Genomic DNA, 14,060 nt, shown 5'->3' on the forward strand with positions numbered 1-14,060 from the left:
CGTTTAACGGGTCGGATAGTTGGGCGCTTCGCGGGTGATCGACACATCATGGACATGGCTTTCGCGAAGGCCGGCATTGGTTATCCGAAGGAACGAAGCGCGTATCTGCAGCTCCTCTATGGTGGCTGAACCGGTATAGCCCATTGCCGCCTTAACGCCGCCGACAAGTTGGTGGATAACGTCTTTGGCAGGCCCTTTGAACGGCACCTGCCCCTCTATGCCTTCCGGCACCAGTTTCAGCTGCTCGGTGACATCCTGCTGGAAATAGCGATCAGCGGAACCGCGCGCCATGGCGCCAACCGAGCCCATGCCGCGATAGCTCTTGTACGAGCGCCCCTGATAGAGAAATGTCTCGCCCGGTGCTTCCGTCGTCCCCGCAAGCAGCGAACCTATCATCACGGTGGATGCACCGGCGGCCAGTGCCTTGGCGACATCGCCTGATGTTCGAAGACCGCCATCGGCAATCACCGGGACTCCGGATTTCGATGCCTCTTCAGCCGACTCCATAACGGCGGTGAGCTGGGGCACACCTACGCCCGCGACGACCCGCGTGGTGCAGATCGACCCCGGTCCTATCCCGATCTTAACACCATCCGCACCCGATCCGATCAGGGATCGCGCACCTTCCGCCGTCGCCACATTGCCAGCGACGACCTGGACCGAGTTGGAGAGCTTTTTCACCCGCTCGACAGCTTCGCCGACCATGGCGTTATGGCCATGGGCGGTGTCGATCACGATCAGGTCGCACTCGGCGTCAATCAGCGCTTCGGTGCGTTCGAAACCCTTGTCGCCTACGGTTGTTGCGCCAGCAACGCGCAACCGCGCGGAATCGTCCTTCGTCGCATGCGGATAGGTGACGGCTTTTTCGATATCCTTCACCGTTATGAGCCCGACGCAGCGATAATTTTCATCGACCACGATCAGTTTCTCGATCCGGCGCTGGTGCAGCGTACGGCGGGCTTCCTCCGTCGTTACGCCCTGCCCCACCGTTGCCAAATTCTCCCGGGTCATCAGCTCTGAAACGGGCTGATCGGGATTTTCGGCAAAACGGACATCGCGGTGGGTGAGAATGCCGACCAGCTTGCTATTCTTCTCGGTAACGGGAATCCCCGATATCTTGTTGCGCGCCATCAGGTCGAGAGCATCAGCAAGCGTCTGGTGCGGGGCCATGGTGATCGGATTGACTACCATGCCCGATTCGAAGCGTTTGACTGCGCGCACAGCGCCAGCCTGTTCTTCAACGGAGAGGTTGCGGTGGAGTACCCCGATTCCGCCAAGCTGTGCCATGACGATCGCCATATCGGCCTCTGTCACAGTATCCATGGCAGAGGAGAGGATCGGAATGTTGAGGTCGATTCCGCGGGTCAGGCGTGTTCGCGTATCAGCCGCGCTGGGCAGGATGTCGGATTCTGCCGGGCGTAAAAGGACATCGTCAAACGTCAGTCCTTCGTTGATTTTCATGACGGCGTTCACCTCGCTCCAGATTCGCTGTCGCGCGTCTATAGGAGGGAAGCGCGCAGGTTGCTAGCGCCGAGGTCCCGGATAGCGTGAAGGATCGCCAAAAGCTCGCCCGAGAGCAATATGAAGCAGGGTATCTTCCAGCGCACCGCCTAGTTCGATGCCCGTCATGTCGTCGTCATAGCGATGATATCGGCTGCGCAGGAACCCGGTCAGCAGTTCTGAATCGGTAAAGGAGCCGCCGACCATGACCGCTGGTACGCCATATTGGTAGAAGGCCCAGCCATCGTGCCGCTGCACGAACGCGTTGACATCAAGGCCCCGATAGGTCGCGCGCGATTGCTCTCCAGCGACGCGGTCGATCAGGCTATCCAGGGGCGTCATACCCCGTCCGATTATGCCGACGGGTGCACCTGCTGGCGCGATAGCAATAGTGTCGAGGTTGAACGCGGCAACGATCCTGTCGAGCGGCACCGGCACGGACTGCACGAAGGCCTGCGCGCCGAGCAGTCCGTCTTCTTCCGCCGTGGTCGTCACAAACAGCATGTCGCGCGGGGGGCGGGGGCCGGCGGCCAAAGCTCTGGCAGTCTCTATCAGGGCGGCCGTTCCGCTCGCATTGTCGACCGCGCCGTTACAGATACGGTCTTCGGTGCTGTCCGGGCGACAGATGCCGAAATGGTCGTGATGGGCGGAAAAGAGGACCGTCTCGCCGCTTCCGTCCAGGCCAGGCAGCCGCGCAACAACATTGATGCCGTCATAGCGGTCGAACGCCGTCGACACCCGCGCATTCAGGCCGAGGCCCAGTGACACCGGCGCGAAGTCCTCCGCTGCGGCGGCTGCGGCCATATCCGGCAGGGAAAGTCCGGCAGAATCCAGAAGGGCCGCCGCCGCATGCCAGGACATGACACCCTCGACGTTCGCAAGGGGATGGGAAGCGAGAAAAGTCTGCCGAAACCGCATCCCCATCATCGCGGCTTCCCAGGGAATGTCGGGATCGGCGATCCCGATAATCGCACTGGCGCCGCGCTCCCGGAAATGCGCGATCAGCATATCGAAAGTCGGTCCGTCCTCCCGTCCTTCCGGCTGATCGCGGAACATGAGTACGGCCTGTCCGTCATAGCGCCGATCATCGCCCGTTCCGTCGTCGCTGTTGCGAACGTCCAGCGCATGGCCGACGAATATGAGAGGCAAGTCGTTCAGCACCACCTCTTCCCGATCGCCCAGTGCAAGGATCTCTCCGCTGAACTGCTGACTGCCATTGGCGCCCTCAACGCGGAATGTCGCATGGTCGTCCGCCCGGCTTACAAGGGCTACGGGCTGGAAATAGTTGCCCCGAAAACCGGGCAGGAGCCCGGCTTGGGAAAATTGGGTCGCGATATAGCTGACGGCCAGCGCTTCGCCTGCGGTTCCCGGTTCACGGCCTTCAAATTCGTCGCTCGCCAATATCTCTATATGACGGCGCAAATCGGCCTCGGCGGGCAGGGATTGGGCGAAAGACGCCGATACGGAAAAAAGGGCCGCAAGCGCGGCGATTACGCGAACTATCATGACTGATGCATCGCATTTAGGTTTGAGTCGAGCAAGCCGCGAACTGGCCGTGTTCGACGAACTGCCGGATCGATCTGTCAAAGGCGTTTCGCATTTATCATTAAGCCTTGGCAGCCCGCGCGTTTGCGCTCAATATGGCCTTTACAGACAGATATTTGGAGGGAGCGGATTGATGGAAGGGTTTTTCGGAGTCGTCATGTTTCTGGCGCTGCTGGCGATCATTTTCGTTGTGATGGGCATCAAGATCGTTCGTCAGGGATATAATTACACTATCGAATATTTCGGCCGGTTTACGACGACGGCGAAGCCCGGCTTCAACTTTTTCATGCCTTTTTTCTATCGCGTCGGCCGCAAGGTGAACATGATGGAACAGGTGCTCGACATTCCTGGTCAGGAAATCATCACCAAGGATAATGCGATGATTTCGACCGATGGCGTTGTTTTTTTCCAGGTCCTGGATGCTTCCAAAGCCGCTTATGAAGTTTCCGATCTCTACAATGCCATCCTCAACCTCGTGACGACCAATCTGCGTACCGTGATGGGATCGATGGACCTCGACGAGACATTGTCGAAACGCGATGAGATCAATGCCCGCCTTCTCATGGTAGTGGACGGCGCCACGACACCATGGGGCGTGAAGATCACGCGTGTCGAGGTTAAGGATATCCGGCCGCCAATCGATATCGTTGACGCCATGGCGCGACAGATGAAGGCTGAGCGCGAAAAACGCGCGACCATCCTTGAAGCGGAAGGCGCGCGCGCTTCGGAAATCCTGCGATCCGAAGGCGAAAAACAGGCCAATATCCTTGAGGCAGAGGGCCGCCGCGAAGCAGCATTCCGCGACGCAGAAGCGCGTGAACGGGAGGCCGAAGCCGAAGCGAAGGCAACCCAGATGGTCTCGGATGCCATCGCCGGGGGCAATTCGCAGGCCATCAACTATTTCATCGCGCAGGATTATGTGAAGACTGTCGCCGCCTTTGCGGAATCGCCCAATGCCAAAACGATCCTGTTCCCGGTCGAGGCGACCCAGCTGATCGGCACATTGGGCGGCATCGCGGAACTCACAAAGGATGCCTTTGGCGAAGGCAAGTCCGGCACAACGGTCGTGCCGGGCCGGCCCCCGCGCAGCAGCCAATAGAATCAGGAGGTCGGGCGATGAATATCGGCGGCATGGAAATTAGCAGCGAAATGCTGTGGATTACCTTGGGGATTATCCTGTTGATAACAGAAATGATCGCACCGGGAGCTTATCTCATGTTCCTTGGCGCAGCGGCTGTATTTACAGGATTGCTGGGGTTCGCCCTGCCTCTCTCCCTGCCGCTCCAACTGCTCATCTTCGCACTGAGTTCTATCGCGTCTGTCTATATCGCGAAGCGCTGGTTCGACGTCTATCCGATCCTGTCCAGCGCCCCGCTTCTCAACGCCCGGATCGCCCAGATGATCGGACAGACAGTAGAAGTTGTCGTACCTATCGAAGGCGGCGTGGGCCGCGTCAAAGTCGGTGACAGCGTCTGGGCGGCGTCAGGGCCGGATGCCGGCGTGGGTACGCGCGTGAGGATCGTCAGCGCGGAGGGAAACCAGCTCGCGGTAGTGCCGCTCGAGGCCTTGCCAGGCGGATCGGAATCGGAGCCTAACTCCGGTTAAACAGGCCCTTGGCCATATCGGCGATATCGTCGAGCGGATTGCCGTCGCCGTCCCGGTCCAGCATGCCCGCAAAGTTCGAGAGGGAGCCCTCACCGCCAATCTGGCTGACGATCTGGCTCAGCACACCCGTATCGAGACCCGTGCGTTCCGCCGCGAGTTCAACCGTGTCGCCCTCTTCCTGATGCGTCATACCCAATGCGGCAATCGCGCGTTCCGCCATGGCCGGGTCGATGCCGACCCTCTCCGCTAGATTAGCGACATCATCGGGTGCGCCGCCAAGGCCCTGCAGGATCGAATTGATATTCATCGTCATTCTCCCTCTTCGGTTGACGGGGTCAGGCTGGCGTAGGCGCCGCCTCGATCACGCCCTGATCGACATGCTGTTCGAATTCGGTGAAATTCTCGATAAACAGGCTGACCAGTTTGGCCGCCATCTCGTCATAGGCTTCCGGATCTGCCCAAGTGCTGCGTGGATCGAGTATGGCGTCGTCTACACCGTCGACCGAGACAGGTACTTCGAAGCCGAAGTTGGGATCGATGCGGAACTCAGCATTGTTCAGGCTGCCGTCGAGCGCCGCATTGAGCAGCGCGCGCGTTTCCTTGATCGGCATACGGTTGCCTTCGCCATATTTGCCGCCGGTCCAGCCAGTGTTGACGAGCCAGCATTTGACGCCGCCCTTGGCTATTCGCGATTTCAGCAGGTTGCCGTAAACGCTGGGATGGCGCGGCATGAAGGGCGCGCCAAAACAGGTTGAAAAGGTCGCCTGCGGTTCGGTCACGCCAATTTCCGTTCCAGCGACTTTGGCGGTGTAGCCCGAGAGAAAGTGATACATGGCCTGGTCGGGCGTCAACCGCGATATCGGCGGCAGCACACCGAATGCATCGGCGGTCAGCATGATGACATTTTTCGGAACGGGCCCGAGATTTTCTTCCGAGCTGTTGGGAATGAAATCGATCGGATATGCGCCGCGACTGTTCTCCGCAAGGCTCGAATCGTCGAAATCGAGTTCCCGGCTTTCCTCGTCCATCACGACATTTTCGAGGACCGTGCCGAAGCGCCGGGTCGTCGCGAAGATTTCCGGTTCGGCTTCTTCGGAAAGGCGGATCATCTTAGCGTAACAACCACCCTCGAAATTGAAGACAGCCGTGTCGGACCAGCCATGCTCGTCATCACCGATCAGCGTTCGGCTTGCGTCAGCCGACAGCGTCGTCTTGCCGGTGCCCGACAGGCCGAAGAAAATGGCCGTGTCGCCTTCCGGGCTGATATTGGCCGAGCAATGCATCGGCATGATGCCGTCGGCGGGAAGCTTGTAGTTGAGAATTCCGAAAACCGATTTTTTCATCTCGCCTGCATATTTCGTGCCGCCAATCAGGATCAGCTTTTCAGAGAGATTGACGGCCACAACCGTTCCCGAGCGCGTTCCATGGCGTTCCGGGTCCGCCTGGAAGCTCGGAAGGTCGATGATCGTATATTCGGGCTCGAAACCGGCCAGTTCCTCATCTTCCGGTCGGCACAGCAAAGTGCGAATGAAAAGATTGTGCCAGGCCAGCTCGTTGATAACACGAACGCGCACCCGGTGGTCCGGCTGCGAGCCCCCGAAAAGATCCTGTACGAAAAGCGTATCCTTCTTCGCCACTTCAGCGAGGAAATCTTCCTTGAGTGCGGCAAAATGCTCCGGCGTCATCGGAACATTCACCTTGCCCCACCAAACCGTATCTTCGGTTTCGCCGTCGCGAACGATGAATTTGTCGTTGGCCGAGCGGCCCGTATGCTTGCCGGTTTCCACAACAAGCGGGCCGTGTTTCGCTAGACGTCCTTCGCCGCGCTGGACGGATGTTTCAACCAGGGGCGATGTTGTCATATTCCAGTGCAGGTTAGCGGCACCGGTATCGATTCCCTGTTTGGCCAAATCGAAAGCGGGGATGCGAGAGGACAATTCTGGTCTCCTAATCAAAACTGGGAAGAACGCGGCGGCCACTAAAGCGCCATCGTCATTTGCTTACGGCCTAAGCAGTTGGCGTGAGAAAAATCAACGGACGGGACTCAAATATCGGGATAGTTCCGACCATTGCCGGAGCGTGCGGAGGCCGCTACTCAGACCTGGAAGGCCTTGGAAAATGGTAGCTGAATGACTGCAACGATCGCGTTAGTCGATGACGACAAGAATATTTTGACTTCGGTTTCGATTGCTTTGCAGTCTGAAGGCTTTGCAACGCGCATCTATACCGACGGAGAAACGGCGCTAAAATCGCTGATCGAAAACCCGCCTGACCTGGCTGTACTCGACATCAAGATGCCGAGCATGGACGGCATGGAGTTGCTCCGGCGCCTTCGGGAAAAAAGCGCGATACCGGTCATTTTCCTGACCTCCAAAGATGACGAACTCGATGAGGCACTCGGCCTTGCGATGGGGGCGGACGATTATATCTCCAAACCCTTTTCGCAGCGATTGCTGATAGCCCGTATCCGCGCAATCCTCCGGCGTACCGAGCTTGCCGTGCAGAGCGATGACAACGATCATTCGAACGAGACATTACCCGAGCGCATCGTTCGCGGGCGCCTGGAGATGGATCCGGCTCGCCACCGGGTCAGTTGGGCCGGCGAAAATGTAACCCTGACGGTGACGGAGTTCATGATCCTGGAATCGCTGGCTCAGCGCCCCGGTATCGTGAAATCGCGCGATCAGCTTATGGATGCGGCCTATACTGACGATGTCTATGTCGACGACCGGACAATCGATAGCCATATCAAGCGGCTGAGGCGGAAATTCCGGCAGGCCGATGGCGAGTTCGACGCAATCGAAACGCTCTATGGGGTCGGCTATCGTTTCGCCGAAGAATAAGTGACCCAAGGCGAAGATCTCGATTTGAAATGGTCTGCGCGCTGGTCGCTGACCAACCGGATTCTGGCGGTCAATATCTTCGCCATAGCCTTGTTGGCCGGCAGCTTTTTCTGGCTCGACAACTACCGCGTCCGATTGCTGGACGAGAGAACCAGGCAAACGGAAACCCAGGCAGAGCTGATCGCCAATGTCATCGAACAGACCAGCCCTGAAGACCTGGATTCCGTCGTTGCGGCTGTCGGCACCCGGACCGGCCATCGAATCCGCATATACGATCCGCAAGGCATCGCGCAGATGGACAGCTGGGAGTTGGCCGCACCCACCTATGTGAACCGCGATCCCGCAACGGAGCCGTGGCGGCGCAGCGTAGCCCGCTGGATGGACCGCAGCATTGAGGCTGTGGTCAACGCGGATATGCTTCCAAGCTTTGAAGAACCCGAGAGCGACCGATTCTCCGCCTGGAATTTTTCCGACGAGCAGCCGGGCATCAATGAGACGATCACCCAACTGGCTCTGGCACCGGACCGCACGCCGATGGTTTCCGTTGCCGTACCGCTCCGTAACCGGCCCGGTGAAACCGTACTGGTGACCGCCAATGCGCGTGACATCCGCGGCGACGTCCGCAGCGCGCGCCTGACACTGGGGATCATCATTCTTGCCGCGTCCCTGGTTTCCGTTCTGCTCTCGCTCTTTCTGGCGCGAACGATTGTTCTGCCACTGCGCCGACTGTCACTTGCGGCCCGCCGCGTCAGGCTGGGGCGCGCGCGCGAGGTCGTCCTCCCGCGTCTGCCCTCGCGTCGGGACGAGATTGGCCTTCTGGCTCGCTCGCTCTCGGATATGAGCCAGGCGCTCCGACAGAGAATCGATGCCACGGAAGCATTCGCTGCCGATGTGGCCCACGAACTCAAAAACCCCCTCGCCTCGCTCAGTTCGGCGGTGGACACGCTTCGCAAAGTGAAGGAGCCGGAATATCAGGCGCAGCTGCTCGATGTCGTGCAGGACGATGTCCGGCGGCTTGATCGCCTGATTACCGAAATCTCTACCGCTTCGAGGATCGACGCGGAATTGTCTCGCGCCAGTTTCGAGAAGGTCGATATCGGCGATCTTGTCGGTTCGATTGTCGCCTCCCGCGACGCCCGGAATCTGAACAACAGGATACGTATTGCGTTTGGGAGGCCCCGCACCGGCAGCGCCGTTGTAATGGGAGACGCTTCGCAATTGGCCCGCGCGCTGGCAAACTTGCTCGACAATGCCGTTTCTTTTTCACCCGAAAATGGAACGGTCCGGATCGCGGCAACCGGCGACGGGGAGCGCGTTTATATCAATGTAGAGGACGAAGGCCCTGGTATTCCGGAGGACCAGCACGAGGCCATATTTCACCGCTTTCACAGCATTCGGCCTGCCAGTGAGGATTTCGGGAAGCATTCGGGGCTCGGCCTCGCCATCGCCAAGGCTATCGTCGACGGCCATGGCGGAACAATCCGGGCGCAAAATCGTGACGATTCGGCAAGCGGCGCGCGCTTCACTATAAGCTTACCCATGGCCACCAATGTCTGAAAACGGCCCAGCCCATCGGCGCATATTGCTTGTGACCGGCATGTCCGGCGCGGGCAAATCAACTGCGCTCCGGACGTTTGAGGATATGGGCTGGGAAACGGTCGACAATCTTCCGCTGAGCCTGTTCGAAAAACTGTTCGAGGCACCGATGTCACTGGATCCGGCGAATGCCGAGAGGTCGATTGCCATCGGAATCGATAGCCGGACCCGCGGGTTCGACGCGAATGCCATAGTCGAACGAATCAAGATTTTGGCGGAAAGCCAAGCACTCGATATCGACACCCTGTTCCTTGATTGTGGGGGTGCGGAGCTGGAGAGGCGTTTTTCCGAGACCCGCAGGCGCCATCCGCTTGCTCTGGACCGGCCAGCGGCAAGCGGTATCGGGCTCGAACGAGAAGTCATGATGCCCCTGCGACGCTGGGCCGTCCATGTAATCGATACGACGGACGGTTCGACCAACGACCTGCAAAAAGAATTGAGGGCACGTTTCGGCTCGAAACGGACGGACGAGCTGACAATTACCGTCACGTCTTTCGGTTTTGCCCGGGGCATATTACGAAATGCCGACCTGGTTTTCGATATGCGGTTCCTGCGCAATCCCCATTGGAACCGGGATTTACGGCCACAAACCGGCCTTGATGCTGCAGTTGGTGCCTATATTGCCGATGATCCTGCCTATGATGACGTTCTGCGCCGCATAGAGGATCTCGCGATACTATTGCTCCCTCGCTACCAGGCCGAGGGAAAATCCTATGTGACAATTGCTTTCGGGTGCACGGGCGGGCGGCACAGGTCGGTACATGTGGCCGAACGCGTCGGCGAACGGTTGCGTAAGGCGGGTTTTTCCCCCACGGTCGCGCACCGCGATTTGGCCTTCCCGTCCCTCGATTCTGTCGAGCGGGTGGCCGCAGGTGAAAATGGCAATGCAGGTGAGTGAATGATCGGACTGGTTCTGGTGACGCATGGCAATCTCGCACGCGAGTTTGTTGTCGCAATGGAGCATGTCGTGGGAGCGCAGGAGCTTATCGAGGCGGTTTGCATCGGCCCGGATGACGATATGGAAGAACGGCGTACGGAGATTGATGCTGCCGTCAAGAAAGTGGACAATGGCAAGGGAGTGATCGTGCTGACCGACCTGTTCGGCGGGACGCCTTCCAACCTTTCTATATCGCTGATGCGCCCGGAAAAAGTGGAAGTGATCGCAGGTATGAACCTGCCGATGCTGATCCGGCTTGCCAGCGCACGCCAGTCGATGAGCGTGACTGAGGCCGTTGCCGCTGCGCGCGATGCGGGCAAAAAGTACATTTCAGTGGCCTCGGAAATACTGGGACAAGCGGCTTGAGCGGGGTGGAACGCACCGTCACAATTGCAAATCAACGTGGACTGCATGCTCGCGCCAGCAGCAAATTCGTTACGCTGGTGAGCGAGCTCGGCGTTGAGATTAAAGTGTCACGGGATGACCAGTGGGTCGCCGGATCTTCGATACTGGACCTGATGATGCTGGGTGCGGCGATGGGCGATGACATAACCATTCGCGCGGACGGCGACGGCGCCGAAGATGCCGTCAGCAAACTGGCGGAACTGGTCGAGTCCAAGTTCGGGGAGGATTGACCCCTGCCCCGCGAAATTACGGCTTCTTCCAACCCGCTTATCAAGCGGGCCCGTTCCTTGCGCGACAAGAAGCATCGACGGATGGAACGCCTGTTCCTGGCAGAGGGACTGCGTATCCTGAGTGAGGCCGAGGAAAGCGGTACACTGCCGGCCGAGATCCTTTTTACCGAAAATTCCGAAGATCATCCGCGCGCCAGAACGCTGATTGCGGCGACCGAAGCCGCGGGCGGCGAAGCAGTCCGGACGACGCGGGCTATTCTCTCGAAACTGTCGGGCAAAGACAATCCGCAGGCTATTGTGGGAATCTACCCGGAACTGGAGACGGATCTGGCCAAAGTCGACCGGTCGCAGGCGGATATCTGGCTTGTCGCCCAGGCCCTGCGCGATCCGGGCAATCTAGGCACGATGCTGCGCACGGGCGATGCGGTCGGCGCGGGCGGGTTGATCCTGATCGACGACTGCGCGGATCCGTTTTCAGTCGAGGCGGTGCGCGCGTCCATGGGCGCAATCTTCACCCAGACCATCGCAACGGCGCGCTGGCCCGATTTCCTCGACTGGCTTCGCGGGGGTGACGGCATGCTGGTCGGCACCAGTCTCGATGCCGATCTAGATTATCAGCAGCCCGACTATACAGCCCCCACCTTCATCCTGACCGGCAATGAATCGGCCGGGCTTCCGACTGACTATGCAACCGCCTGCGATCTGCTCGTCAAAATGCCGATGCGTGGCAAGGCGGACAGTCTCAACGCCGCCGTCGCGACCGCGGTGATGGCCTATGAAGTACTCAACCAGTTCCGACGATGAGCGAGGTCCGCCGCCGCCTTGTCCTGTATCTGAGCGGGTTCGACCCGCGGGGCGTCCGCTATTACCACCAGCTGTACCGGGCCGAAGCGACGAAACAGGCTGAAGTGTCCGGTTATGAAGTGGAAGTCGGCCGGCGCGAACGCCTCGGCGACCACCTGTATCGCTGGAAAGTACGGCAGGAGCAGGCAGACCAGAAGGTTGAAAGCGAATATATCTATTGCGAATGGGACGATGTTGTTCGTCAGTTCTGGGTCAAGCAGCCGGCAAGGCTGGCCTGGGTTACCCTGACCGCGTCCTGGCGCGCTTTGCGTTCGGGTGTTTTCGGCAAGACGTTTCAATGGAGTTGGCCGGCGGGCGTCACCGCGACGATGCCCGCAATATTGATTCTCGCCCTGCTATTGATCAGCATCGGATTCGGCGGCATCGGATTCTGGTTCTGGCGATGGTCCGGCGCTGCCCTGGGCCTGGGTGCCGGAGCAGGCCTTTTGTGGGGTGCCTATCAGCTGGAGCAGAAGTTCAACCTGACCTGGGTGGGGCGTATCCTCAGCTTTCACGAGCGCGAAGAGCAGAGCCGGACCCATGTGCTGGACCGGCGCCGCGATGCCTTTGGGGCCTATCTGGCTGCCAAGCTCAGCGACACGGAATATGAAGAGATCCTTGTTGTCGGCCACAGCTATGGCGCGGCGCTTGCGATCGCGGTTGTCGCGCGAGCGCTGGGCTCGACTTGCCCGGATGGCCCAAAACTATCCCTGCTCACGCTCGGTCAGACGGTCATGTGGCTCGCCTGGTTGCCCGAAGCGCAGGCCATGCGCGATGAGATTGCTGCGGTGGCCGAAAGCGATGCGGTGGATTGGCTGGACATTTCCGCGCCGCCGGACGGCGCCTGTTTCGCGCTTGTCGACCCTTATACCGCGATCGGCGACCGCAATGCGGAGCGAAGCAATCCCAAACTGCTCAATGCGAAATTCCACGAAATCATGCCCAAGGCGGAGTTCGACCGGCAGTCGCGCAACTGGATGCGGCTTCATTTCCAGTACATCATGGCCACCGCGCGCCCCGCGGATTACGACTTTTTCGCGATTACCGCCGGTCCCGAAACCCTGGCACAGCGCTTTGCGCACCGGCCTTCGGTGCGGGACTTCACACGGCTGCGGCGCGGGCGCATGAAAGCGGTGCGATGACCGGTCTCGTCCCTCCCAAGCCCGCGGGCAATCCCAAAAAGCTGGGGCCTGTCGCACGCCTCGTCAAAAGCTTTCATTCCTCCACAGCCCCGCTCTACGCCAAAAGCTATTCGATGAAGCTTGGCGAAGTGCGTCTTCCGCGCAGAACAATGTATTTCGTCAATCAGCCCGATCTGGTGCAGAAGATACTGCTTGGCGATGTCGACCGCTATCCCAAGTCGGACCTGATGGCGACTATGCTGGAACTGTTGCTCGGCGAAAGCATCTTCGTGTCGAACGGCGATCTCTGGAGGCAACAGCGCCGGATGATGGACCCGGCCTTCGAAGGGACCCGGATCAAGGCGATCTTCCCGTTGATGCGCGAAGCGGCCGACGCCATGGCGGCCCGTTTTGCGGAAGGCGCAGTCGGCCCCGATACGCAGATCGATCTCGAAATGACGCATGTGACGGCCGACGTGATATTCCGCACCATTTATTCGCGACCCTTCACGCGCGAAGAAGCCGAGATCATCTTTGAGAATTTCGAGCGTTTCCAGCATCTCGCCTGGCAGCATGGCGTCTGGACGCTTGCCGGCGTGCCGCAATGGCTGTCGATCGGCCGGATCCGGGCCCGCCGTTCCGCGGCAACCATCCGCGAACTGCTCCACCGGCCCGTGCGTGAACGGCTCACCGCAATCGATCGAGGCGAAGAGATTCCCGAACGCGATATGCTCACCAGCTTCATCCGCGCGGAAGATCCGGAAACAGGCAAACGCTTCAACGAACGCGAGCTTGTCGACCAGATCGGTATCATGTTTCTTGCCGGTCACGAGACATCCGCCTCCGCACTGGCCTGGGCCCTTTACCTGATCGCGCAATGTCCCGACGTTCAGGCCCGGATGCAGGCGGAAGCCGATACGGTATTCGCCGATGGGCCGCTGGCGTTCGAGAAGATGCGCCGCCTCCCCTTCACCCGCGATGTGTTTCGCGAGACATTGCGCCTCTATCCGCCGGTCGCCTTCATCCCGCGCAACGCCACTGAGGCCGAGAAAATGCGCGGCAAACAGATATTGCCGGGCGCCATCCTCTTCGTGTCGCCCCTCCTCGAACATCGCCATACCGAACATTGGGACGATCCCGATGTTTTCGATCCCGACCGATTCAGCAGGGCGGAGACGAAGGCGTCCGAGCAAAAAGCCTATCTGCCTTTCTCCAAGGGCCCGCGCGTATGCCTTGGGGCGGCCTTCGCCTTGCAGGAAGCGGTGATCATATTGGCAACGATGATGCGCGACTGGACGGTCTCTCCCGTCGAGGGCCATGTGCCCCAACCAGTTGCGAGGCTGACCTTGCGCTCGGAAAATGGTATCAGGCTCAATCTGGAACGACGCAGGAGAGACGACTGATGCGCCTTCTTGGCTTTGCACTGCTTCTTGCA

14 protein-coding genes are annotated in these 14,060 nt (G+C 59.5%); 10 read left to right on the top strand and 4 right to left on the bottom strand.

Annotation, left to right across the window (positions count from 1 at the left end):
• Positions 1–3: 3 nt before the first annotated feature.
• Positions 4–1,461, bottom strand: a complete 1,458-nt coding sequence (gene guaB / locus DFR46_RS03180; protein WP_116235135.1) for an IMP dehydrogenase — start codon at positions 1,459–1,461, stop codon at positions 4–6.
• A 63-nt stretch (positions 1,462–1,524) separates the two neighbouring features.
• The gene (locus DFR46_RS03185) at positions 1,525–3,006 is read right to left on the bottom strand and encodes a M28 family peptidase (protein ID WP_116235136.1); all 1,482 of its coding nucleotides are present in this window, start codon (positions 3,004–3,006) and stop codon (positions 1,525–1,527) included.
• Positions 3,007–3,202: 196 nt separating this feature from the next.
• Between DFR46_RS03185 and DFR46_RS03190 the strand changes: the two genes are divergently transcribed.
• Complete coding sequence (locus DFR46_RS03190) at positions 3,203–4,144, top strand: SPFH domain-containing protein (RefSeq protein ID WP_116237124.1); 942 nt, start codon at positions 3,203–3,205, stop codon at positions 4,142–4,144.
• 17 nt (positions 4,145–4,161) lie between these two features.
• On the top strand, positions 4,162–4,650 hold the full coding sequence (locus DFR46_RS03195) for an NfeD family protein (protein WP_245953645.1): 489 nt from the start codon (positions 4,162–4,164) through the stop codon (positions 4,648–4,650).
• Here DFR46_RS03195 and DFR46_RS03200 read toward each other — a convergent pair.
• Both DFR46_RS03200 and DFR46_RS03205 read right to left on the bottom strand, forming a co-directional pair.
• On the bottom strand, positions 4,637–4,957 hold the full coding sequence (locus DFR46_RS03200; RefSeq protein WP_116235137.1) for a hypothetical protein: 321 nt from the start codon (positions 4,955–4,957) through the stop codon (positions 4,637–4,639). The two genes, DFR46_RS03195 and DFR46_RS03200, sit on opposite strands and share 14 nt — an antisense overlap.
• 28 nt (positions 4,958–4,985) lie before the next feature.
• Complete coding sequence (locus DFR46_RS03205; RefSeq protein WP_116235138.1) at positions 4,986–6,587, bottom strand: phosphoenolpyruvate carboxykinase; 1,602 nt, start codon at positions 6,585–6,587, stop codon at positions 4,986–4,988.
• A gap of 192 nt (positions 6,588–6,779) precedes the next feature.
• On the opposite strand from DFR46_RS03205, the gene DFR46_RS03210 reads away from it, so the two are divergent.
• Genes DFR46_RS03210 through DFR46_RS03245 form a run of 8 tightly spaced genes read left to right on the top strand, consistent with a single transcriptional unit; the run spans position 6,780 to position 14,028 of the window.
• Positions 6,780–7,493, top strand: a complete 714-nt coding sequence (locus tag DFR46_RS03210) for a response regulator transcription factor (protein WP_116235139.1) — start codon at positions 6,780–6,782, stop codon at positions 7,491–7,493.
• Positions 7,494–9,050 carry a sensor histidine kinase gene (locus DFR46_RS03215; RefSeq protein ID WP_116235140.1) on the top strand — a complete coding sequence of 519 codons (1,557 nt, stop codon included), beginning with the start codon at positions 7,494–7,496 and terminating at the stop codon, positions 9,048–9,050.
• Positions 9,043–9,987 (top strand): RNase adapter RapZ, encoded by a 945-nt coding sequence (gene rapZ, locus DFR46_RS03220; protein WP_116235141.1) that lies wholly within the window; start codon positions 9,043–9,045, stop codon positions 9,985–9,987. The genes DFR46_RS03215 and rapZ overlap by 8 nt, the downstream gene beginning before the upstream one ends.
• A complete protein-coding gene (locus tag DFR46_RS03225) occupies positions 9,988–10,392 on the top strand; it encodes a PTS sugar transporter subunit IIA (RefSeq protein ID WP_116235142.1) in 405 nt (134 codons plus the stop codon).
• Complete coding sequence (locus DFR46_RS03230) at positions 10,389–10,661, top strand: HPr family phosphocarrier protein (protein ID WP_116235143.1); 273 nt, start codon at positions 10,389–10,391, stop codon at positions 10,659–10,661. Before DFR46_RS03225 ends, DFR46_RS03230 begins: the two co-directional genes overlap by 4 nt.
• Positions 10,662–10,664: 3 nt before the next feature.
• Positions 10,665–11,465, top strand: a complete 801-nt coding sequence (locus DFR46_RS03235) for a TrmH family RNA methyltransferase (RefSeq protein WP_116235144.1) — start codon at positions 10,665–10,667, stop codon at positions 11,463–11,465.
• Positions 11,462–12,646 (top strand): hypothetical protein, encoded by a 1,185-nt coding sequence (locus DFR46_RS03240; RefSeq protein WP_116235145.1) that lies wholly within the window; start codon positions 11,462–11,464, stop codon positions 12,644–12,646. The genes DFR46_RS03235 and DFR46_RS03240 overlap by 4 nt, the downstream gene beginning before the upstream one ends.
• Complete coding sequence (locus tag DFR46_RS03245) at positions 12,643–14,028, top strand: cytochrome P450 (protein WP_116235146.1); 1,386 nt, start codon at positions 12,643–12,645, stop codon at positions 14,026–14,028. Before DFR46_RS03240 ends, DFR46_RS03245 begins: the two co-directional genes overlap by 4 nt.
• Positions 14,029–14,060: the final 32 nt, after the last annotated feature.

This window comes from Parasphingopyxis lamellibrachiae (assembly GCF_003385775.1).
GTDB lineage: Bacteria > Pseudomonadota > Alphaproteobacteria > Sphingomonadales > Sphingomonadaceae > Parasphingopyxis > Parasphingopyxis lamellibrachiae.

Bases quoted from the DNA above. Each gene is read 5' to 3' on its own strand.
- guaB (WP_116235135.1), bottom strand. From the start codon at position 1,461: ATGAAAATCAACGAAGGACTGACGTTTGACGATGTCCTTTTACGCCCG.
- DFR46_RS03185 (WP_116235136.1), bottom strand. From the start codon at position 3,006: ATGATAGTTCGCGTAATCGCCGCGCTTGCGGCCCTTTTTTCCGTATCG.
- DFR46_RS03190 (WP_116237124.1), top strand. From the start codon at position 3,203: ATGTTTCTGGCGCTGCTGGCGATCATTTTCGTTGTGATGGGCATCAAG.
- DFR46_RS03195 (WP_245953645.1), top strand. From the start codon at position 4,162: ATGAATATCGGCGGCATGGAAATTAGCAGCGAAATGCTGTGGATTACC.
- DFR46_RS03200 (WP_116235137.1), bottom strand. From the start codon at position 4,957: ATGAATATCAATTCGATCCTGCAGGGCCTTGGCGGCGCACCCGATGAT.
- DFR46_RS03210 (WP_116235139.1), top strand. From the start codon at position 6,780: ATGACTGCAACGATCGCGTTAGTCGATGACGACAAGAATATTTTGACT.
- rapZ (WP_116235141.1), top strand. From the start codon at position 9,043: ATGTCTGAAAACGGCCCAGCCCATCGGCGCATATTGCTTGTGACCGGC.
- DFR46_RS03225 (WP_116235142.1), top strand. From the start codon at position 9,988: ATGATCGGACTGGTTCTGGTGACGCATGGCAATCTCGCACGCGAGTTT.
- DFR46_RS03240 (WP_116235145.1), top strand. From the start codon at position 11,462: ATGAGCGAGGTCCGCCGCCGCCTTGTCCTGTATCTGAGCGGGTTCGAC.
- DFR46_RS03245 (WP_116235146.1), top strand. From the start codon at position 12,643: ATGACCGGTCTCGTCCCTCCCAAGCCCGCGGGCAATCCCAAAAAGCTG.